General features: G+C 56.5%; 20 protein-coding genes and 1 other RNA gene. 12 read left to right on the top strand and 9 right to left on the bottom strand.

The window, feature by feature from the left end; all coding sequences use genetic code 11:
• Positions 1-191 precede the first annotated feature (191 nt).
• The 3 genes from YERSI8AC_RS25190 to YERSI8AC_RS25200 form a co-directional block, all read right to left on the bottom strand.
• On the bottom strand, positions 192-848 hold the full coding sequence (locus YERSI8AC_RS25190) for a 5-formyltetrahydrofolate cyclo-ligase (RefSeq protein WP_159177865.1): 657 nt from the start codon (positions 846-848) through the stop codon (positions 192-194).
• Between the two features lie 47 nt (positions 849-895).
• Positions 896-1,078, bottom strand: a non-coding RNA gene (gene ssrS, locus YERSI8AC_RS25195) — 6S RNA.
• Positions 1,079-1,170: 92 nt separating this feature from the next.
• Positions 1,171-1,470, bottom strand: coding sequence for a cell division protein ZapA (locus YERSI8AC_RS25200; RefSeq protein ID WP_022521011.1), 300 nt, complete (start codon positions 1,468-1,470; stop codon positions 1,171-1,173).
• A gap of 181 nt (positions 1,471-1,651) precedes the next feature.
• Between YERSI8AC_RS25200 and YERSI8AC_RS25205 the strand changes: the two genes are divergently transcribed.
• From YERSI8AC_RS25205 to YERSI8AC_RS25220, 4 genes are all read left to right on the top strand, one after another.
• Positions 1,652-2,230: a UPF0149 family protein gene (locus YERSI8AC_RS25205; RefSeq protein WP_022521010.1), complete on the top strand. Its 579-nt coding sequence runs from the start codon at positions 1,652-1,654 to the stop codon at positions 2,228-2,230.
• 40 nt (positions 2,231-2,270) lie between these two features.
• Positions 2,271-3,611 (top strand): Xaa-Pro aminopeptidase, encoded by a 1,341-nt coding sequence (gene pepP, locus YERSI8AC_RS25210; protein ID WP_053857153.1) that lies wholly within the window; start codon positions 2,271-2,273, stop codon positions 3,609-3,611.
• Positions 3,612-3,705: 94 nt separating this feature from the next.
• Positions 3,706-4,935 (top strand): 2-octaprenyl-6-methoxyphenyl hydroxylase, encoded by a 1,230-nt coding sequence (gene ubiH, locus YERSI8AC_RS25215; RefSeq protein WP_138800899.1) that lies wholly within the window; start codon positions 3,706-3,708, stop codon positions 4,933-4,935.
• Positions 4,936-4,970: 35 nt separating this feature from the next.
• The gene (locus YERSI8AC_RS25220; RefSeq protein ID WP_159177866.1) at positions 4,971-6,251 is read left to right on the top strand and encodes a UbiH/UbiF/VisC/COQ6 family ubiquinone biosynthesis hydroxylase; all 1,281 of its coding nucleotides are present in this window, start codon (positions 4,971-4,973) and stop codon (positions 6,249-6,251) included.
• A gap of 28 nt (positions 6,252-6,279) precedes the next feature.
• Here the strand turns inward: YERSI8AC_RS25220 and YERSI8AC_RS25225 are convergent, their stop codons facing one another.
• From YERSI8AC_RS25225 to gpmI, 3 genes are all read right to left on the bottom strand, one after another.
• Positions 6,280-7,596 (bottom strand): S41 family peptidase, encoded by a 1,317-nt coding sequence (locus YERSI8AC_RS25225; protein WP_159177867.1) that lies wholly within the window; start codon positions 7,594-7,596, stop codon positions 6,280-6,282.
• A 106-nt stretch (positions 7,597-7,702) separates the two neighbouring features.
• On the bottom strand, positions 7,703-8,821 hold the full coding sequence (locus tag YERSI8AC_RS25230; RefSeq protein ID WP_223828046.1) for a murein hydrolase activator EnvC family protein: 1,119 nt from the start codon (positions 8,819-8,821) through the stop codon (positions 7,703-7,705).
• Between the two features lie 23 nt (positions 8,822-8,844).
• Complete coding sequence (gpmI, locus tag YERSI8AC_RS25235; RefSeq protein WP_159177869.1) at positions 8,845-10,422, bottom strand: 2,3-bisphosphoglycerate-independent phosphoglycerate mutase; 1,578 nt, start codon at positions 10,420-10,422, stop codon at positions 8,845-8,847.
• A gap of 367 nt (positions 10,423-10,789) precedes the next feature.
• Between gpmI and YERSI8AC_RS25240 the strand changes: the two genes are divergently transcribed.
• From YERSI8AC_RS25240 to YERSI8AC_RS25250, 3 genes are read left to right on the top strand one after another with little or no spacing between them, the layout of a single operon-like run.
• A complete protein-coding gene (locus YERSI8AC_RS25240) occupies positions 10,790-11,212 on the top strand; it encodes a rhodanese-like domain-containing protein (protein WP_027958472.1) in 423 nt (140 codons plus the stop codon).
• A 41-nt stretch (positions 11,213-11,253) separates the two neighbouring features.
• A complete protein-coding gene (secB, locus tag YERSI8AC_RS25245) occupies positions 11,254-11,754 on the top strand; it encodes a protein-export chaperone SecB (RefSeq protein ID WP_027958471.1) in 501 nt (166 codons plus the stop codon).
• Between the two features lie 15 nt (positions 11,755-11,769).
• A complete protein-coding gene (locus tag YERSI8AC_RS25250) occupies positions 11,770-12,534 on the top strand; it encodes a 16S rRNA (uracil(1498)-N(3))-methyltransferase (protein WP_414120777.1) in 765 nt (254 codons plus the stop codon).
• A gap of 25 nt (positions 12,535-12,559) precedes the next feature.
• On the opposite strand, the gene YERSI8AC_RS25255 is transcribed toward YERSI8AC_RS25250, so the two are convergent.
• Positions 12,560-13,108, bottom strand: a complete 549-nt coding sequence (locus tag YERSI8AC_RS25255; protein WP_159177871.1) for a hypothetical protein — start codon at positions 13,106-13,108, stop codon at positions 12,560-12,562.
• Positions 13,101-14,729 (bottom strand): sodium:solute symporter, encoded by a 1,629-nt coding sequence (locus YERSI8AC_RS25260; RefSeq protein WP_159177872.1) that lies wholly within the window; start codon positions 14,727-14,729, stop codon positions 13,101-13,103. The genes YERSI8AC_RS25255 and YERSI8AC_RS25260 overlap by 8 nt, the downstream gene beginning before the upstream one ends.
• 171 nt (positions 14,730-14,900) lie before the next feature.
• On the opposite strand from YERSI8AC_RS25260, the gene YERSI8AC_RS25265 reads away from it, so the two are divergent.
• The 4 genes from YERSI8AC_RS25265 (at position 14,901) to ruvX (ending at position 17,712) form a co-directional block, all read left to right on the top strand.
• A complete protein-coding gene (locus YERSI8AC_RS25265; RefSeq protein ID WP_159177873.1) occupies positions 14,901-15,593 on the top strand; it encodes a CvfB family protein in 693 nt (230 codons plus the stop codon).
• Positions 15,594-15,670: 77 nt separating this feature from the next.
• Positions 15,671-16,627, top strand: a complete 957-nt coding sequence (gshB, locus tag YERSI8AC_RS25270) for a glutathione synthase (RefSeq protein WP_027958467.1) — start codon at positions 15,671-15,673, stop codon at positions 16,625-16,627.
• Positions 16,628-16,699: 72 nt separating this feature from the next.
• Positions 16,700-17,257 (top strand): YqgE/AlgH family protein, encoded by a 558-nt coding sequence (locus YERSI8AC_RS25275; protein WP_159177874.1) that lies wholly within the window; start codon positions 16,700-16,702, stop codon positions 17,255-17,257.
• Entirely contained in the window at positions 17,257-17,712 is a 456-nt protein-coding gene (ruvX, locus tag YERSI8AC_RS25280; RefSeq protein WP_144810127.1) for a Holliday junction resolvase RuvX, read from the top strand. The genes YERSI8AC_RS25275 and ruvX overlap by 1 nt, the downstream gene beginning before the upstream one ends.
• Before the next feature lie 37 nt (positions 17,713-17,749).
• Here ruvX and YERSI8AC_RS25285 read toward each other — a convergent pair whose 3' ends face one another.
• The gene (locus YERSI8AC_RS25285) at positions 17,750-18,775 is read right to left on the bottom strand and encodes an aspartate carbamoyltransferase (RefSeq protein WP_159177875.1); all 1,026 of its coding nucleotides are present in this window, start codon (positions 18,773-18,775) and stop codon (positions 17,750-17,752) included.
• Between YERSI8AC_RS25285 and YERSI8AC_RS25290 the strand changes: the two genes are divergently transcribed.
• The gene (locus YERSI8AC_RS25290) at positions 18,774-18,968 is read left to right on the top strand and encodes a hypothetical protein (RefSeq protein ID WP_041157474.1); all 195 of its coding nucleotides are present in this window, start codon (positions 18,774-18,776) and stop codon (positions 18,966-18,968) included. The genes YERSI8AC_RS25285 and YERSI8AC_RS25290 overlap by 2 nt on opposite strands.
• Positions 18,969-19,013 lie beyond the last annotated feature (45 nt).

A 19,013-nucleotide genomic window follows, 5' to 3' on the forward strand; every position in this document is an offset into this window, starting at 1 on the left:
GTGGTGGATTTAGCACATTCGGCAACGGTAAAGGTGTTGGAGAAGCGGCATGCGGCGGAAGAAGCCTGATATGGTAATGGCGTTGATGGTGGTATTTGCATTAGGAGTGCTGGCTACCGGCTATGCGCAGGCGTTGTCGGGAAGCTAATTCCCCGCAAGGTGACAGATAGCAGACGAGAGGGGCTGATCCTTTATGGGGTCAGCCCTTTTTTATGGCCAGTTTTTAAGGACAGCGATTGCCGGCGAACGTAGCCTTGGTCACTGACCACCACCTGTAAAGGCACATCCCATGGCTCCACAGGCAGAGAAGCCACCTGTTGGCAGGCATGGGCGACGCCAATCAAAGTAGGCGATGGGCCGGGGCGGTGCATGAACGCTAAGCTGCGGTCGTAAAATCCACCCCCCATGCCCATGCGGTTTGCATTAGCATCAAATCCGACTAGCGGCACAATCAGCGTATCTAGCGCCCAAGTGGGCAGCCGATTACGCCGCTGGGCACTGAATCTCACGTCAGGCTCCCAAATACCAAAACGGTTTTTTATCATTGGGGTGTCAGGACGGTAGGCAACAAACCACAGGCGGTTAGCGCTAAACGGACGTAAAACCGGGAGATAAATATTGACGTTACGCTGACGTAGCCAGGGAATAAGCGGGGTAGGATCGATTTCGCCGTTGACAGGCAGATAAAGACTTAAGCGCCGTGCGCGGCGTATTTCAGGCAGGGTTTTCAATCGTTGGCACAAGCGCTGTGCCGAAAGGCGTTGCTCATGCTCAGAAAGGGCTCGGCGTTGGTGACGTAAAGAGCGGCGGAGCGCGCGCTTATCGTCGTCCAGATAGAGGCTTTCCATGCAGATATTCTTTTATCCTCTATATTTTCGCATAGCCTAGACTTTGGGTGTTCTCCAGAGTGCCGCTGTCATTCTGGCCCTGAACCTACTGGTTCAGGTGGGTGGCCGCAGCCAGACCGTCAGGCTTTCCGACGCACGGACATGCACACGGGCCTGGCTAGCATTTGGCCCCCTGGGTATTACGCATAGGCTCGAGGGACTATAACGACTGGCGTACACCCCAGAGAACCCCGCCATCCTAACAGAGCGACGGCTAATGCCAAAGGTCTGGGTTAAACGTTCGCCGAGTCTTTAGATCGTTGACAGCGCTTTCAGGTAAAGCCTAAGACTGGCGCGTTTTGGATAATGCCCGCTCAAGGCGCTCATTTAAACGGTTCAGGCTCTCTTCACCGGCACGGTGCTCATCCATGGCTTCAAGAAGTTCGTGGGTGATATTGAGGGCCGCCATGATCGCCACACGCTCACTCCCCAGCACGCTGCTTTGGGCATTGATACCCTGCATGGCGCGGTCTAAGTAGCGCGCGGCGCGATCAAGTTTGGCTTCTTCGCCCGTGTCGCAGGCAATGATATAGCCGCGCCCTAATAGGGTTATTTCTTTGGTTGGCCGCTTGGCGTTGCTCATCAAAGACTCCAGCACGGGCCAGCAAGGGGCCCAATGCGTTAACATCACAGCATAGGAAGATAGGTGTCACTCACTATAAGAGAGGCACTTGTGCGCGGTCAACGCGCGGGCGAGTGCATCTCGTACCATTGCCGCCACCCTATCCCCCACACGCCCAGTAAATACGAGGTTATTAAATACTATGTCATTGATTGATGAGCGTCAGGACTTCTCCGATGTCGCAGATGTCTTTCTTCTCCATGGCAGCATGCAGTCGCCGGCGTTTTTGGATGGCCGCTTATGTGCGCTGCTGGCGTTACGCGATGTGAATGCAGAGGCTTGGTTGGACGAAGTCTGCCAGAGCCTTGGTGTTGAGCAGCCCCGCGATCAGGCAAGTGCCGAGCGGCTATTAGGCTGGCGGCGGCAAACCGTAGAGGCGCTTAGCGCCAGCGACCTGGACTATACCCCACTGCTACCCGACGAGCTGTTCTCCCTGGGCGAGCAGGCGCAGGGTCTTAAAGAGTGGACGCTGGGCTTTATTGAGGTGGTCGATGAAGTGGCCGACAACGAGCTGCGCGAGCGTTGGTCTCAGGCGCTCCGTGAGGCGATTGATGACTTGCAGGCGCTGGGTCGGATAGATACCGATATCGACGACAGCCCCGAAAACGAAAACGATCTGTTTGCGCTTACCGAGCATGCCCGCATGGCCGCTATGCTGCTGTATACCGAGCAGCACCCCGGTATGCCGCAAGTCGAGCAAACTGACGCACCCGTTCACTAATCCCGTTGCCTAGATAGGAGCCGCTATGCTGTCCGACCCTGTGTTGCCTACGTTGTTACCTCGCCCCCCTGCGATCAGTATGGGCGAGTACCGCCACCGCCGTGACGCCTTAATGGCCCAGCTGCCGGATAACGCAGCGGTGGTGCTCCCCGGTGCCGGACTGATGACCCGTTCACGGGATAGTGAATTTGCCTTCCGTCAGAACAGCGATTTTTACTACCTGACGGGCATACACGAACCAGATGCACTGCTGTTGCTGCTACCAGGACGCGCTGAAGGTGAAAGCGTGGTGTTCTGTCAGGATCGCGACCCCACCATGGAAGCCTGGACAGGGCGCCGTTTGGGTGCCGAAGGCGTGGTCGCTGATTACGGCATCGATCAGGCGTTTGAAAACGCAGTACGTGATGAGCGGCTACCTGAACTGTTGGCAGGTCGTGAGCTACTTTATCTGCCGCTAGACAATGCTGAAGCTGTCAGCATGGCTGAAGATGCTTTACATGAAGCCCTGGTCGGGCTTAGACGCGGTCGGCCACCGCTAAAAGGTTGGCTGGATATCAACCCGTTGGTTCACGCCATGCGGCTAATCAAAAGCGATGCTGAAATTGCCCTGCTCAGACATGCGGCGCTGATATCTGCCCATGCTCACCGGCGCGCCATGCAGGTGGCGCGCCCAGGGCTGAGCGAATTTCAGCTCCAGGCCGAGTTAGAGCATGAGTTTGTCTGGCATGGGGCCAGTGGCCCTGCCTACAGTACGATTGTAGGTAGCGGTGCCAACGCCTGCGTACTGCACTATATTGAAAACAGCGCACCGCTGTGTGAAGACGGCTTGGTGCTTATCGATGCGGGGGCCGAGTTTGAGTTATATGCTGGTGATATCACCCGCACATTCCCGGTCTCCGGGCGGTTTAATGATGCCCAGCGGGCGCTCTACCAGGTCGTACTCGATGCCCAGCAGCGCGCTGTGAGTGCGGTTCAGCCGGGGGCCACCCTTGCTGATATACACCAGGGCGTGGTGCATGACCTAACTGCTGGGCTGATTGAGCTTGGTCTGCTGGAAGGTGATGTACAGGCGCGTATCGATGACGAGAGTTATCGACGCTTTTACCTGCACTCAACGTCACACTGGTTGGGGCTGGACGTACACGATGTCGGTACCTACCGGCTGAATGAGCAAACACCTCGGCCACTGGTCGCAGGCATGGTGCTCACCGTGGAGCCTGGCCTGTATATCCCTAGCGATGACGATATTCCTGACGCCTACCAGGGTATTGGTATTCGTATTGAAGACAATGTGGTCGTCACTAACGAAGGTCATGAAGTGCTGACCGCAGACGTGCCTAAACAGGTCGACGAAATTGAGGTATTGATGGCTAAAAAGTAACCAGCTCTCAATGTCTTCAGTGGCCTTTATGTAAATTACGTTACGAAATTATTATTACCTCTTTATGAAGTGGCGTCGTGGCCGGGAGAAGCCAATGCAGCAGTCTAATCAGGCGGTTAAGGGAATGCCGACGCATGACATTGTAATTGTGGGCGGGGGGCTGGTAGGCGCCAGCTTAGGCTGCGCCCTGGCGCCGCTGATTGAGCGCTATGGCTGGCGCGTGGCGATCATTGAGTCGGCTCCGATGGCTGTTCAGCCACAGGAAACGACTTGGCAGCCCAGTTTTGATGCCCGGGCCAGTGCGATTGCAGAAGGTTCAGCCCAACGCTTCCAGCAGCTGGGTGTGTGGGAAGCGATGCGGAGTGAGGCCACGCCTATCAAACGCATTCACATCAGTGAGCGCGGCCGCTTAGGAGCGACACGGCTGAGTGCTGACGAGCTGGGTGTCGCCGCGCTGGGGCATGTCATCCCCAATGCGTGGATGGGACGTGTGCTGCACCAACGGCTTGCCCAACTACCGCTGGAGTGGCACTGCCCGGCGAAGGTTGAGCAACTTACTCCCGTGGCTAATGGGCATGATCTGCAGCTCTCAGACGGTAGCCAGTTGACGGCAGGACTAACGGTATTGGCAGATGGGGGACGCTCTGGTCTTAAAGAGCAGTTAGGCATTGGCAGCCGCCATGAGTCTTACCAACAGACGGCGCTGATCGCCCACGTGGGGGTAAGCCAGCCCCACATGGGCGTCGCTTATGAGCGCTTTACCTCCCAAGGACCAATGGCGCTGTTGCCGCTCCCCGGCCAGGCCATGGAGTTGATCTGGACGCACCCCACTGGCAGTGAAACAGCGCGTATGGCGCTTCCCGAGCGTGAATTTCTGTTGCAACTTCAACGTGCCTTTGGTGATCGAGTGGGTCGCTTTACCCAGGTAGGCACCCGACACGCCTATCCGCTTTCACTGGTCACCGCTGAAGAACCGGTGCGTCCAGGGCTGGCGGTATTGGGTAACGCTGCTCATGCCTTGCACCCGGTCGCGGGGCAGGGGTTCAACTTAGCCCTGCGTGGGGTAATGGATCTTGTCGAGGCCCTGGAGCAGGGTGAGCAGGCCAAGCGGCCGTTGGGCGATATGAGTACGCTGCAAGCCTTTGAAAAGCAGCGCTCCCGAGACCGCGCCAATGTGATTCGCTTTAGCGACGGGCTGGTGCGGCTGTTCGGGCTCTCCTTCCCGCTGCTGCCCCATGCTCGGGCCGCGGGGTTAATAGGTTTGAATCTGGTTGGGCCCTTGCGGCGAGGGCTGGCTCGCCGCGCCATGGGCTTAGAACGTTAAGCTTATACATCCTAGCCCACGAACAAGGGAACGCTATGCATACGGACTCATCTATTGCGAAGCCGTCGGTGGAAAGCTTTGAAGCGATTATTGTTGGCGGTGGTATGGTCGGTACCGCGCTCTGCGCGCTGTTAGCCCAGGCAGGCATGCAGGTAGCGCTTGTTGAGGCAAAGCCCGCGCCGTTAAGCCTTGAAGATGCTACTAGCGTGCTGCCAGCCCCGCGGGTTAGCGCGTTAACGCCGGTCTCTCAGCGTTTGCTAACCCAATTGGGCGCTTGGCCTGCGATGCAGAAAACCCGAGTGACTCCTTACCAAGGCATGCAGGTATGGGATGCCGAAGGCAGTGGTGAAATTGCCTTTTCTGCCGACGAGGCGGGTGTCGCGGTGCTGGGCCATATCGTTGAGAACGCGGTCACGCTGGCCGCGCTCAATAGCCAGGTCGTTGACCATCCCAATGTCACCCCATTTTTTGGCGCTCGCCTACAGGCGCTGCAGCGCCCAAGCTCATATCCTTCAAAGCAAGCCTCAAGTGGCGACTGGCTGATACTTGACGATGGGCGACAGCTACATGCGCCGTTAATCATCGCCGCAGATGGTGCCCACTCGGTGCTACGCGAAATGGCCGGTATTGAGGTGGCCAGTGACGATATGCAGCAGGAGGCTGTGGTAACCACCGTTAAGTGCGCCAAGCCCCATGGTGGGGCGGCTCGGCAAGCGTTTATTGATGGTCGCCCACTGGCGTTTCTGCCGTTAACCGTGGAAGGGGATGACCATTACTGCTCAATTGTATGGTCGACTACGCCGGAGCACGCCGCTGAACTGAGTGAACTGCCCCGCGAAGCGCTTGGGGAGGCACTGGGGAGAGCATTTGGTCATCGCCTAGGTGAGGTAACGGTCTGCGATAAGGCCCACCGTTTTCCGTTAGTGCAGCGCCATGCCCGTCACTATGTGCAACCGCATTTCGCATTGGTGGGGGACGCTGCCCACAGCATTCATCCGCTGGCGGGCCAGGGCGTCAATTTAGGCCTTATGGATGCGGCGGTCTTGGCAGAAGAGGTGGTGTATGCCTGGCAGCGCGGTGCGCCCTGGGGAGAGTTAAGCACCTTGAAGCGCTATGAACGCCGGCGGCGCTTTGATAACAGCGCCATGCTGGGGCTGATGAAGGGGTTTAAAGTACTGTTCGGCAGCCACGACCCGGCGTTGACGCTGGCGCGTAACCTGGGAATGAGTGGCATGAACCAGTTGGTGCCGCTAAAACGGGTATTGATGCGGCAGGCGACCGGGGAGCGCGGCCGCCTGCCGCTTAGCTGTCGTTAAACCGGGCTGTCGTTAAATCAGGTTGCCGTCAACGCCGTTGACGGTCGACTACGTTGAGTGCTTTAAGCAGATTAAGCGCCTCGCTGAGTTGGTAATCATTGAGTAGTCGCTCGGCCATCTCCTGGCGATCCCGTGGCGCCTGCTGAGCGCTTAGGTGGCCCTCGAGGTCGGCTTCACGAATCTCCCGGCGGCTCTCGGCGACTTCCAAGCGACCACGCACAACGTCTACATCGGGCTCAATGCCTTGGGCCTGAATGGAGCGACCGTTGGGAGTGTAGTAGAGCGCCGTGGTAAGTTTGAGTCCTTCGCCATTACCGAGTGGCATAATCTGCTGCACTGAACCTTTACCAAAACTATCGGTGCCCATAATCACACCACGCCGCTGATCCTGCAGCGCCCCGGCGACGATTTCCGCCGCTGACGCACTGCCACCATTGATCAACACGACCAGCGGCACATCGGCAGCGGGCGTGGTGGGTGAGGCAGAGAACGACATTTCGGTATCTGAGAGGCGCCCCTCGGTATACACGATCAAGCCCTCATCCAGGAACAGGTCGGCAATGCCGACGGCGGCCTGTAGCACCCCACCGGGGTTATTACGTAAATCGAGTATCAACCCTTCTAAAGGCTGTTCGCGAGCCATAAGCTCAAGCGCATCGCGCGCCTGTTCCGGTGTGCGCGCCTGAAACTGACTAACGCGCAGGTAGCCATAACCGGGCTCGAGCAGCTCATGTTTAACGCTTTCGCTGCGAATAACCTCGCGGGTCAGAATAAATTCCCGCGGCGAATCTTCGCCTGAACGCAGCACGCTAATGCGTAGATCGGTGCCCGGCTCACCGCGCATCAGGGTGACGGCCTCTTGCAGCGACATGCTGTCGGTGGGGGTGCCATCAATGGCGACGATAATATCGCGAGAAAGTAGCCCCGCGCGGGAAGCGGGGGTGTCGTCGATAGGCGTAATCACCATGAGCTGACCATTCTCGGTGCCCACTTCGATACCGATGCCGCCAAATTCGCCCTGAGTCGACTCGCGCAGGCTCTGATACTCCTCCTCATCCAAGTAGGCGGAGTGGGGGTCTAGCTCGCTCAGCATGCCACGCATAGCGTTGCGCAGCAGCGTACTGTCATCGACCTCCTCAACGTAGGCACGCTTAATGCGTTCAAACACCTCGGCGAAGGTCTGAATATCTTCCAGGGGTAGTTGGTCGTAGGATGGCTCATCCACCGCACCACTACCGGCTGGCTGGGCGAGCAACGGTAGCGGGGCCGCCAGTAAAGCAATCGGGAGCAGGGTAGCCAAGAAGCGCTTGGCGGGGGCTGATACCCCGGTAACTGATAGCGTCATGCAGACTCCGCAGGGCGATAGGTGGCGCCATAGCGCGCACCCTGTCGTGGAAAGTGTTTAGTTGAAAATGAACATTGAGACATCAATAGTCATGCAGCTTATCCCGTCAGCGACGCGCAATCCAACGCTGTGGATTAATTGGTTCACCCCCGCGGCGAACTTCGAAGTAGAGTGCCGCGCGGGTTTGACCACCGCTATCACCTACGCGACCAATTTCATCACCGCGACTGACCTGCTGACCAGGCCTGACGCTAAACTGTTGCAGGTGAGCATGCAGCGTCATGATCTGGTCACCGTGGTCGATAATCAACAAGTTACCAAACCCCCGCATCCAGTCAGCGAATACCACCCGGCCAGTGTGTACGGCAGTGACCGGGGTGCCCGCGCTGGCCTGAATCACAATACCGTTATAGTGCACGCCGTCGCGATGGTGAAAACTGCTGCTGATTGAACCCTGTACCGGCCAAGGCAAATCACCTTGGGTGCTTACAATATGCGTAGTAGGCGTGGGTTCAGCAAGTTTTGCCATCTCCGCCTGGATATTACGCAGTACCCTTTCGGCCTCTTCGCGGCTCTGATTGAGGTCGGCCAGCCGCTCCTCTTCGCTTCCGTAGCGGTCATCCAGATTGGAAACAACGCCTCGCCGTTCGGTGGTGCGTTGGGCTAACAGCGCGCTTTGCTCTTCTAACTCGTCGGCCAGCGTATCGAGGCGGGCCTGCCGCTCGCTTAGTTCCTCCTGAGTATCGGCGAGCGCCGTATCGAGGCGGGCGATAGCATTTAAGCGGCGATTGCGTGCTTCGGTCAGCCGATTCATATACGCCTGCATACGATCAAGCTCGGACGGGTCGCCCTGGTTAAGCAGCAGTTTGAGCTGCGGCGTTGGGCCAAGGCGGTAAAGTGCTGAGAGCTGCTGGCCCAAGGCTGCATATTGGTCGGCACGCTCGCTCTCCAGTCGGTCACGATGTTGACGGAGCTGGGTCGTTTCATCATTCAACTGGCGGCGCTCAGCTTGTAGCGTGTCTAAGCGCTGATGAGTCTCGGCAAGCTTGGTTTCGACTTCCTTGAGCTCACGTTCGGCGCTATCGCGAGCCTCGCCAGTGGCGCTGAGGCGTTGGGCAACGGACTCGATCTCTTGGCCAATTGCATCCAACTGCCGACGCGCAGCACTTTCATCCTGCTGGGCGAAGCCTGCTGGCGCATAACTTAGCGCCAGCAGGAGGGTCATTGCCAAATAGCGCCAAATAGACATTACTTGAAATGAATCAGTGCTTTACCCGTCATCGCCTCGGGCTGTTTCTGATCCATCATGGTCAACAGCGTGGGGGCTAGGTCGCATAGCTTGCCCTCCTCAAGCGAGGCTGGGCGCTTGCCAACGTAAATAAGCGGTACCACAAAGGTGGTGTGGGCGGTTTGTGGTGCACCCGTTTCAGGATGAACCATCTGTTCGGCATTACCGTGGTCGGCGGTAATTAAGCAGGCGCCGCCTGCACGCTCGATGGCTTCAACGACACGACCCACGCAGGTATCGACGGTCTCAATGGCTTTTACCGCCGCATTGAAGTCGCCGGTGTGGCCGACCATATCGCCGTTGGCGTAGTTACAAACGATCAGGTCGAAGCTGCCGCCGTCAATGGCATCGACAAGCTTATCGGTAATCTCAAAGGCGCTCATTTCAGGTTTTTCGTCGTAGGTGCGCACATCACGGGGAGAGGGCACCAGGATGCGCTCTTCGCCTTCGTACTCGGCTTCGTTACCGCCTGAAAAGAAGAACGTCACGTGGGGATACTTTTCGGTTTCGGCAATACGCAGCTGCTTCAAGCCACGCTTGGCGACGACCTCCCCCAGAGTGTCATTAAGATCAGATGGCGGGAAGGCGGATGGCGCAGGAATGTCAGCGGCGTACTGGGTCATCATTACCAGCCCTTTACCGGCAAGCTTAGGGCATGCCCGCCGCTCGAAACCGTTGAAATCCGGCTCGGCAAAGGCACGAGTTAACTCACGGGCGCGGTCGGAGCGGAAGTTAAGGAAAATTGCTGCATCGCCATCCTGCAAAGTAATTGCATTTTCTTTGGAACCATCTTTGAGCGGTATGCTGCTAGCCGATACGAATTCGTCGGTTTCACCGCGCTGATAGGCGTCACGCAGTGCGGTTTCAGCGCTGGTGGCGTAGTACTCTGCTTGGCCATCGGTAAGCAGACGGTAGGCCTGCTCGACGCGCTCCCAGCGGTTGTCGCGATCCATGGCGTAGAAACGGCCAATAATCGAGGCGACAAAGCCATTGTCAGCGCCCACCAGCTCGGCCAGGCGAGCATTGGCGCGCTCTATTGAGGCCAACGCACTTTGCGGTGGCATGTCACGACCATCGAGAAAGGCATGAATAAAAATACGCTGCGCCCCACGGCGTGCCGCAAGTTCGGCCATGGCAATGAAGTGGTCTTCATGGCTGTGGACACCACCGGGGGAGAGCAGGCCAATCAAGTGTACCGGCCGGCCATTGGCGACAGCTTCGTCAATCGGCTGGGTGAGGTTGTCATTAACATCCAGGTCACCGTCTTCAATCGCCTTGCTGATACGGGTAAAGTCCTGATAAACGATACGTCCGGCACCAATATTCATATGGCCAACTTCAGAGTTGCCCATCTGACCTTCGGGGAGCCCCACGTTAAGGCCATCGGTGTGAACGAAGGCGTGAGGGCGGCTTTCCCACAGTTTATCCATTGTCGGCGTATGGGCAGCGGCCACCGCATTATGGTCGCTCTCGGGGTTGTGGCCGTAGCCGTCGAGAATAATCAGCGCCACGGGGCGCGGGGTGCGAGAAGTATCCATAAAAAAACCTCGTTAAGATTGGCAAGCCGAACGACTCGAAAATTCGGGGTCGCGACAGGCGCACGCTTGGGGCATCATAACGCAGGCAACTGCCAGGCGTCATGATTTAGGAGCCTGTCCGGCTTAACACTGATCTACTGCGAATCCCGGTATTTTGGCCAACTTTAGTCGATCGATTTCGTTAAATAGCGCGCTATTCGCCTCAATCGATCGATAAATTTGGATCAGAATCCGTGCTTCTCGCGACGATCGGCCAAGCCGTACAACCTCCTGGCCTGCGCGGGAAGCTATCTGACGTGTATACTTGTCGCGTTTTGGCAGCGGTTAGGCCGCTTTTTTCTGCATAGACCAAGAGATTGTGTTCGCGATGATCGATCAGGTGTTCGAATTCGTACAGAACCACCCCCTGCTAGTTGGGGCATTTTTGCTGGTGCTGATAGCGTGGATTATTTATGAAACGCGCAGCGCCGCCACGAATGCACTGACTGCCTCGCAGGCCACTCAGCTTATCAACCGCGAAGACGCGGTGGTGCTGGATATCCGTGAAAACAAAGACTTCAAAGCCGGGCATATCGCGGGGGCGCGCAACATTCCGCAGAGCAACCTCGATAGCCGCATGAGCGAACTGGATAAAGTAAAAGCCCAGCCGGTCATCGTGGTTTGCAAGCACGGTCAGAGTTCTGGCGCCGCACAGGCCAAGCTCACCAAAGCAGGCTTTGAGCGTGCTTACAAGTTGAGAGGCGGTATGGCGCAGTGGCAAGGCGACGGCCTTCCGGTGGTTAAAAAGTAAGCAACGCTACCTTTATTTAATGAACAATCAGGAGTTTTCTCATGGCGGAAGATAACAACACCCCGCAGGCTGGTGCCGCGGCGGACGAAAAACCGCAGCTCAAATTCTCGCTGCAGCGTATTTATGTAAAAGATATTTCGTTTGAAGCGCCCAATTCGCCCTCGGTGTTTAAGCAGGCGTTCAAACCTAAGGTGAACCTGGATCTTAATACTACCAGCACTAAAATTGCTGATGACCAGTATGAAGTGGTGGTCAAAGTCACTGCCCAGGTGAACGACAACGAAACCGGTACCACCTCTTTCCTGGCGGAAGTAGAACAGGCGGGCCTTTTCCGTATTGCCGGTATTGAAGGTGCGCAGTTGGATCAGACCTTAGGTGCCTTCTGCCCTAACCTGCTGTTCCCCTACGCCCGCGAGTGCGTGGATAACCTGGTCAACCGTGGTGGTTTCCCGCCACTGATGCTGGCACCGGTTAACTTCGAAGCGATGTACGCTCAGCGTAAGCAGCGCGAAGCTAAGCAAGCCGCCGAAAACACTCACTAAGCGATGCCAAAAGCCATGTCAGAAACGCACGCCGCTGATTGGTACGCCCTGCATGGCAAAATGCCACGTCTCTATGTGCCTGCTGCTTTCGTAGCAGGCAGAGAACTTGCATTGCCTGATGGCCCGGCGCGCCACATCACCCGCGTGTTGCGCATGGGCGAAGGTGCACCGTTGGTGCTATTTGACGGCCAAGGTCTTGAGGCGGGGGTGCGCTTGGCGGACGTTAGCCGCAAGCAGGCGCTCGTGCGGGTCGAAGCGGTATGGTCGGGCAGTGGTGAATCGCCGCTGTCTGTCCATTTAGGCCAGGCCATCTCTAAAGGCGACCGAATGGATTATGCCATCCAGAAGGCCGTCGAGTTGGGCGTTGCGGCGATTACTCCGCTGTATACCGAGCGCGGTGATGTGCGCTTAAAGGGCGACCGTGAAGATAAAAAGCTAGCCCACTGGCAGGCAGTGGCTGCCAGCGCCTGCGAGCAGAGTGGCCGTGCGGTGGTGCCCCAAGTGAATTCACCGATGCCGTTATCAGCATGGCTTGAAGAGCGCCAAGAGCCGCTGCGCTTGATGCTGCATCTAGCGACCGGCAATGCGTTTGATCGCCAAGACCGACCGGCTTCGGTAGCGCTGCTTATCGGCCCTGAAGGCGGTTTAAGCGAGAGTGATATCGCCGCTGCCCAAACCGCTGACTTTACGCCGCTGACTCTCGGCCCACGGGTTTTGCGTACGGAGACGGCACCGGTGGTGGCGCTTTCGTTGCTGCAGCACTACTTTGGCGATTTGTAAGTACTTACTACCTGCCAAGGCCTTATCAAACTGCTTTTTCCCTTCGTTCGCTTGCCTCTGAACGCTTTGTCTCTGATTCCGGCCCATTTCGATATGCCTGCTGAAGGCCCTTAAGCACGATGGGTTTAAGCATCGGCAGCGGTTCACCTGATAGCCCACTGATCACCAGCAAGCGGTGTTGCCGGCCGCGCGCATAGCCCAGCCAGCAAGGCAGCCATATCGGCGTCGGGGTGCTACCCAGCACCTGGATTCGCCAGTGACGTGGTGTCGCCATACGCTCCCATAGCCACAGCCGGTTCAGTGCTTCTGGCGTTGGCGGTAAACCGCTATCAATGTTAAGTGCTGAGCTGGGTTCTTCGACCTGGGTGGGTAGTTCGGCACCCACTAATAGCAGTGCGCGGCGCATTTCCTTAGCACACAGTAGCCAAGCCCCCGGCGTGCCATTAGGCAGGCCAAGTGCGGTCGCCCAGAGGCCAACCCAGGCAGGTTCGCAAGCCGTCGCGCCAAGTCGCTGTAAGCACCGTTTAGCAGTATCTTCTTCAATCCGCCGCGCAAGTGTTAAGCGTTCAGCCATTTGCCCACCCCTGCAGCAGCGCTAGCATGCCCAGTATGAGACAAAACCAAGCGAATAGGCCGATACAGCGACGGCGCGTCAACCGTGCCTCTTGACCAATCACCTGGGCGTTATCGGCTCTCGCGGCCAATACGGCCTGCATATCCGGCGCGGCTTCGGCCATCATCACATCGCTTAGCTGATCTTGGCTGGGGGCGGGCGCTGTTAGGCTAACGAGGTAGCCAACGCTCATCGAAACCACTACCCCCACCGTGTTGTTATACAGCCACGAGATATCGAGGAGCGCAGAGACAGCCCATACGGAGAGCATACCGGCAATCAGTCCGGCCATCGCTCCTCGTGCGTTGGAGCGGTGGCTAAAAATAGCCAATAGGAAGGTACCTAGTAGCGCCCCATAAAACCACGAGCCGATTTGGTTGACCGCCTCGATCACAGGGCCAAGATTACCGGCGAAGAAAGCAAACAGGGTGGCATAAAGCCCCCAGAAAATGGTGGCCATGCGTGATGCTTTCAGATAATGAGCATCGCTGGCATTGGGGTTGATATAGCGACTATAAAAATCCCGCACGGTTACCGCCGAAAGCGAGTTGAGCGCCGAGTCGAGGCTCGACATCGCCGCGGCAAACACTCCGGCAATGACTAGTCCCGCCATGCCTGAGGGAAAGGCACTGACGACATAGCGGGGCAGCAGCTCATTGAGATCCTCGGGTGGTGTTAGCCCATGCTGCTGGTAATAGGTGGCCAAAATGACGCCAATAAATAGAAACAGCAGCATCTGCGGAATCAGCAGGTAGCCGCCAATCAGCAGCGAGCGCTGAGCATCGAGCACTGATGGGCTTGAGAGCACTCGCTGGATTTGGCTCTGGTCGGTGCCGAAGTAGGCCACATGCAGGAAAAAGCCACCGAACAGTCCGGCCCATAGCGAGTAGGTCACGCTGGGGTCGAAGGACAAATCGATGGCGTTGAACATCCCGCTGGCCGCGCCAAACTCGAAGACATCGCCCCAACCGCCAGGCAGGCTGGTCACTAAAAAGAAGATGCTTAACAGCGCGCCAAGCCAGAGCACGAACATTTGCACCACGTCAGTCCAGATCACCGCGCTGATACCGCCCAGCACGGTATAGCTGATCGCCAGTACCGCCATAATGATAATGGTGAGGTTCACGCTCCAACCGGTCACCACCGCAAGCACGAGCGCTGGCGCATAGAGCACCACGCCAGTGGCTAGGCCGCGGGCAATCAGAAACAGCAGGGCGGTAAGGGTACGCGTCGCTGGGCCGAAACGACGCTCCAGCAGTTCGTAGATACTATAGATGCCCGCGCGGTGGAAAATAGGTACCAGCACCAAAATCAACACGATCATGGCCAAGGGCACATTGATAAACGTCACCAGGCGTTCAAGGCCTCCCTCGAAGCCCCAGCCCGGCGCCCCGATAAAGGTGATCGCGCTGGCTTGGGTTGCCATGACCGAAAGACCGATGGCCCAGCCGGGGATTTTGCGACCGCCTAGAAAATAGTCTTCGGGGTTATGCTGATCTTTGCCGAAGCGTGAACCAATCCAGGCGATTAAGCTGATGTAACCAATCAAAACTACCGTATCAAAAAGCGTGAACCCTTCCATGTTCGCTCCTCTACGCCTAATTTTGTCTAGTGTTTTGAGAGTAGCAGGTTGTGTGGTGTTTGCTTTTTCAGGCGGCAGACATGCTTTCAACCACTAAAAAATGCTATCTCGCTTTGCCCTGTGGGTGTCAGGCACCATAATGTTGGTCTATTTTCTTGAAGGACGTTACCCATGGTGCGTGAGTCATACTCATCCCCCCGATCCGCCAGCGATGCAGCCGCCCAGTTGGGAGAAGTGGCGTACCTAACGGTTACGGCCGTCAATAACATCGGCGCGTTTTTGCAGTGGGGGCAGCCAAAAGATGTGTTGCTACCGTTTAGCGAGCAGCATTTTCGCCCTGATCCCGGTAAACGTGTTCTGGTTATGCTGTACAGCGACGACCAGGGGCGGCCAGTGGCGTCGATGAAGCTGGATCGTTTTTTGACCGATGACGCCTGGGCCATGGAAAAGGGCGACGAAGTCGCCGTAGTGGTGGCGGAGCGAACTGACCTGGGGATGAAGGTGGCGGTGAATCACCGCTACTGGGGGCTAATTTACCAGGACGACGTCACTCAGCCATTGCGCCGTGGCCAATCCGTTAAAGGCTATGTGAAGCAGCGTCGTGAAGATGGCCGCCTCAATATCTCGCTGCTACCGCCAGGCGCTGCGCGTTTAGATGTAGTCGGTGACAAAATTATGCAGGCGCTACGTGAAAGCGGCGGCTATTTGGCACTCGGGGATAAAAGCCCTGCCCATGAAGTTAAAGCACGCTTAGGGGTGAGTAAAAGTGCTTATAAACAAGCCATTGGGCGGCTTTATAAGCAGCAGTTAATCACTCTGGAGCCTAATGCTATTCGCATAGTGCCTAGCGCGCTCGGCGAGTAGTTAGCTGGGGCAGTTGGAGCCTAGCGGGCAGTACGGCATACTGGGCCTCTATTGTTCATGTTTGGATAGTGCCCCCGATGAGCCAATCAAATCTGCATCTCGGCGTTGTGATGGATCCCATCAGCGACATCGCTTACAAGAAAGACACCACCATGGCCATGCTATGGGCCGCCCAGGAGCGCGGTTATACCCTGCACTATATGGAGCAGGAAGACCTTTTCTTGAATGCAGGGCAAGCCTACGCACGTATGCGGCCGTTAACGGTGCATCGTGATCCGAACCACTGGTACGACCTGGGCGAGCCCTCTGCGCGTCCAATGGTTGAGCTGGATGTGGTGTTGATGCGTAAAGATCCGCCCGTCGATGCCGATTTCACTAACGCCGTGCATTTATTAGGTTTTGCTGAGCGTGAGGGTGTGCTGGTGGTTAACCCCACGGCAGCGCTGTTGCAGTGTAATGAAAAGCTGTTTGCGCAACAGTTTCCTCAGTGCTGCGCGCCGACGCTTGTGGCCAGCCGCGACGATGTACTGCGCGCCTTCCATGCGGAGCACGGCGATGTAATCTTCAAGCCACTGGATGGCATGGGCGGTACCGGCATTTTTCATATTGGCCCGGAAGGCCGTAATATCGGCGCGGTCATTGAGCAGCTTACCTTGCGCGGGCAGCGGCAAATTATGGCTCAGCGCTACCTGCCGGAAATTAAGAATGGCGATACGCGTATTCTGTTAGTCGATGGTGAGCCCGTTCCTTTTGGACTGGCGCGTATACCCTCTGCGGGCGAGACTCGTGGCAATCTAGCTGCCGGAGGGCGGGGCGTGAGTCGCGAGCTTACTGATCGTGATCGCTGGCTAATTCAGCAGGTACAGCCCATGATTCGGGACAAAGGCTTAATGTTTGTCGGCCTCGATGTCATCGGTGACTATATTACTGAAATCAACGTCACCAGCCCCACCTGTGTGCGTGAAATTGATGATCAGCGGGGCACCAATATTGCCGGTTTACTGCTGGATGCCATCGAGCGCCGCTTAGCCTAGGCACGGCTTCACTCTTATAATGACACTTATTACGCTATGTCTGCTGAGATGCCAGCAGGCAGTGGGAGACGCATGCAAAGTTTGAAACATCACTTTCTAATGGCTATGCCGCATTTAGAAGATCCTAATTTTGCCGGTAGTCTGATCTATCTTTGCGATCACGATAACAACGGCTGCATGGGGGTGATTACTAACCGACCGTTAGAGATCACGCTTGAGGCGCTGTTTGATCAGCTGGAATTAGGCGGTGAAACAAGCCCACATCGTAATGCGCCGGTTTATTATGGCGGGCCTATGCATAAAGACCGTGGCTTCATTCTGCATGTCGGCGATAGCCAGCAGTGGGACTCGAGTATCCAGGTGGAGGACGGTATTGCGCTGACCACCTCGCTGGATATTCTTCAGGCCTTTGCCGCTGGCGAGGGGCCAGAGCACTTTTTAGTCTGCTTAGGCTGCGCGGGCTGGGAAGTCGGGCAATTGGAAGAGGAGTTGAAGGAGAACAGCTGGCTAACGGTAGAAGCCGAGAGCAACGTGCTCTTCAATACCCCACCTATCGAGCGTTTAACCGCGGCGGCTGGTTTGTTAGGTATTGATCTTAATTTAATGACCCGAGACGCGGGGCACGCCTGATGGCCGAGGCGGGGCAACGCTTAATCCTGGCCTTTGACTATGGCACCCGGCGTATCGGTGTGGCGGTAGGCAACGAGCTACTGCACAGCGCTCGGGAGTTGACTCCCTTGACGGCACGGGATGGGATTCCCGACTGGAATGTCGTTTCACGGCTACTTAACGAGTGGCAGCCGGATCTGCTAGTGGTGGGGTTACCGCTGAATATGGATGGTAGCGAGTCAGAGATGAGCGCTCGCGCTCGTAAGTTTGGTAATCGTCTGCATGGCCGTTTTGGCAAGCCATGTGAAATGGTTGATGAGCGAGGCACCACGCGGGAAGCGAAAATAATCGCTCGCGAGGCAGGCCATAAAGGTAACTATCGTCAAGATAGTGTCGATGGTATTGCGGCTATTCTTATTCTTGAAGGCTGGTTTGCCCACCAGGAAGGTTTACCTGGCGGGCGTCTATCCCTATAACCGCTATCTTTAAATTCTCTTCTTAAGTTCTTGAGCTTTAACGATCCAGCGTGCCCGTTTGGCTTGGAACGTACCAGCGCACAGGGCGCAAATCTTGCTCGATCAATTTGTCGACATCTAACAACGTTGCGAAAATCGCCATCCGCATAGGAATGCCGTTATCGGTTTGTCGGAAAATCGCCAGACGTGGGTCGCCATTAAGATCCACATTTAAATCATTCGCGCCGGGTCGGCTATCTCTCGGCAGCGGGTGCATCACAATCGTGCTTTGACTGCAGCGGTGATCCAAGAAGTCGCGATTGACCATAAAGTCATCGGATAACCCCTGAAAGCTCTCATTCATTTCGTCGGTGAAGCGCTCTTTTTGGATGCGCGTGGTGTACACCACATCTAAATCTGCAAAGTCGGTGGCCAGTGAGTCGCGCTGCTCAATGCGGTGACCGCGAGACGCCACTAAGTCAATGAGCTTGGAAGGCATCTCAAGACCCGGCGGTGATACCAGGGTAATACGCAGCGGGTCATAGAGTGACAGGAGCTTAATCAGTGAATGGACAGTACGGCCGAATTTTAAATCGCCAGTGAGAAGAATGTGGGCGCCACTGAGTGATTTGCCCAGTCGCTGAAACTCCTTATCAATGGTATAGAGGTCAAGCAGCGCTTGGCTGGGATGCTCCCCTGGGCCATCGCCGCCATTAATTACCGGCACATTGGTCGCCGCGGCAAACTCAGCCACCGAGCCCTGGTCGGGGTGACGCATTACAATCGCATCACAATAACCGCTCATTACCCGGCTGGTATCGTATAGCGATTCTCCCTTGGCCATAGAGGAAAAGGTAAAGCCGGTGGTATCGCACACGCTGCCGCCTAAGCGGCAGAAAGCGGCATTGAAACTCACCCTTGTCCTGGTGCTTGCTTCAAAAAAAAGATTACCCAGTACTGCTCCTTCTAACACCCGCGTTACTTGGCGCCGCTGAGCAATCGGCTCCATGCGTGCAGCCACACGCAGTAAATGATCAACGCTTTCGCGGTTTAATGAGTCGACAGTTAGCAGGTGGTGGCTCATGGCGGACCTCAGTAAGGTGGTAGATAGCGCTAGTGTAACCGCCAATGAGGGTAGTGCCGAAGGGCTTTCATTCACGCATGGCGGACAATCTGTAATTTTTCTACAAAACCGCTTGCCAACCCGTCAGCGAATCCGTAAAGTACGCATCCGCTGCCGGGGACGCCAAGCGTTACCAGCGGTGAATGAAGTGTAAAAGCTTCGGTTTGTCAGGTAGTTAGTGCTTTTACGAAAGCCAGCG

It is taken from the genome of Halomonas sp. 113, from assembly GCF_904067645.1.
GTDB lineage: Bacteria > Pseudomonadota > Gammaproteobacteria > Pseudomonadales > Halomonadaceae > Vreelandella > Vreelandella titanicae.

Bases quoted from the DNA above. Each gene is read 5' to 3' on its own strand.
- YERSI8AC_RS25190 (WP_159177865.1), bottom strand. From the start codon at position 848: ATGGAAAGCCTCTATCTGGACGACGATAAGCGCGCGCTCCGCCGCTCT.
- YERSI8AC_RS25200 (WP_022521011.1), bottom strand. From the start codon at position 1,470: ATGAGCAACGCCAAGCGGCCAACCAAAGAAATAACCCTATTAGGGCGC.
- YERSI8AC_RS25205 (WP_022521010.1), top strand. From the start codon at position 1,652: ATGTCATTGATTGATGAGCGTCAGGACTTCTCCGATGTCGCAGATGTC.
- ubiH (WP_138800899.1), top strand. From the start codon at position 3,706: ATGCAGCAGTCTAATCAGGCGGTTAAGGGAATGCCGACGCATGACATT.
- YERSI8AC_RS25220 (WP_159177866.1), top strand. From the start codon at position 4,971: ATGCATACGGACTCATCTATTGCGAAGCCGTCGGTGGAAAGCTTTGAA.
- YERSI8AC_RS25225 (WP_159177867.1), bottom strand. From the start codon at position 7,596: ATGACGCTATCAGTTACCGGGGTATCAGCCCCCGCCAAGCGCTTCTTG.
- YERSI8AC_RS25230 (WP_223828046.1), bottom strand. From the start codon at position 8,821: ATGACCCTCCTGCTGGCGCTAAGTTATGCGCCAGCAGGCTTCGCCCAG.
- gpmI (WP_159177869.1), bottom strand. From the start codon at position 10,422: ATGGATACTTCTCGCACCCCGCGCCCCGTGGCGCTGATTATTCTCGAC.
- YERSI8AC_RS25240 (WP_027958472.1), top strand. From the start codon at position 10,790: ATGATCGATCAGGTGTTCGAATTCGTACAGAACCACCCCCTGCTAGTT.
- secB (WP_027958471.1), top strand. From the start codon at position 11,254: ATGGCGGAAGATAACAACACCCCGCAGGCTGGTGCCGCGGCGGACGAA.
- YERSI8AC_RS25250 (WP_414120777.1), top strand. From the start codon at position 11,770: ATGTCAGAAACGCACGCCGCTGATTGGTACGCCCTGCATGGCAAAATG.
- YERSI8AC_RS25255 (WP_159177871.1), bottom strand. From the start codon at position 13,108: ATGGCTGAACGCTTAACACTTGCGCGGCGGATTGAAGAAGATACTGCT.
- YERSI8AC_RS25260 (WP_159177872.1), bottom strand. From the start codon at position 14,729: ATGGAAGGGTTCACGCTTTTTGATACGGTAGTTTTGATTGGTTACATC.
- YERSI8AC_RS25265 (WP_159177873.1), top strand. From the start codon at position 14,901: ATGGTGCGTGAGTCATACTCATCCCCCCGATCCGCCAGCGATGCAGCC.
- gshB (WP_027958467.1), top strand. From the start codon at position 15,671: ATGAGCCAATCAAATCTGCATCTCGGCGTTGTGATGGATCCCATCAGC.
- YERSI8AC_RS25275 (WP_159177874.1), top strand. From the start codon at position 16,700: ATGCAAAGTTTGAAACATCACTTTCTAATGGCTATGCCGCATTTAGAA.
- ruvX (WP_144810127.1), top strand. From the start codon at position 17,257: ATGGCCGAGGCGGGGCAACGCTTAATCCTGGCCTTTGACTATGGCACC.
- YERSI8AC_RS25290 (WP_041157474.1), top strand. From the start codon at position 18,774: ATGGCGGACCTCAGTAAGGTGGTAGATAGCGCTAGTGTAACCGCCAAT.
- YERSI8AC_RS25285 (WP_159177875.1), bottom strand. From the start codon at position 18,775: ATGAGCCACCACCTGCTAACTGTCGACTCATTAAACCGCGAAAGCGTT.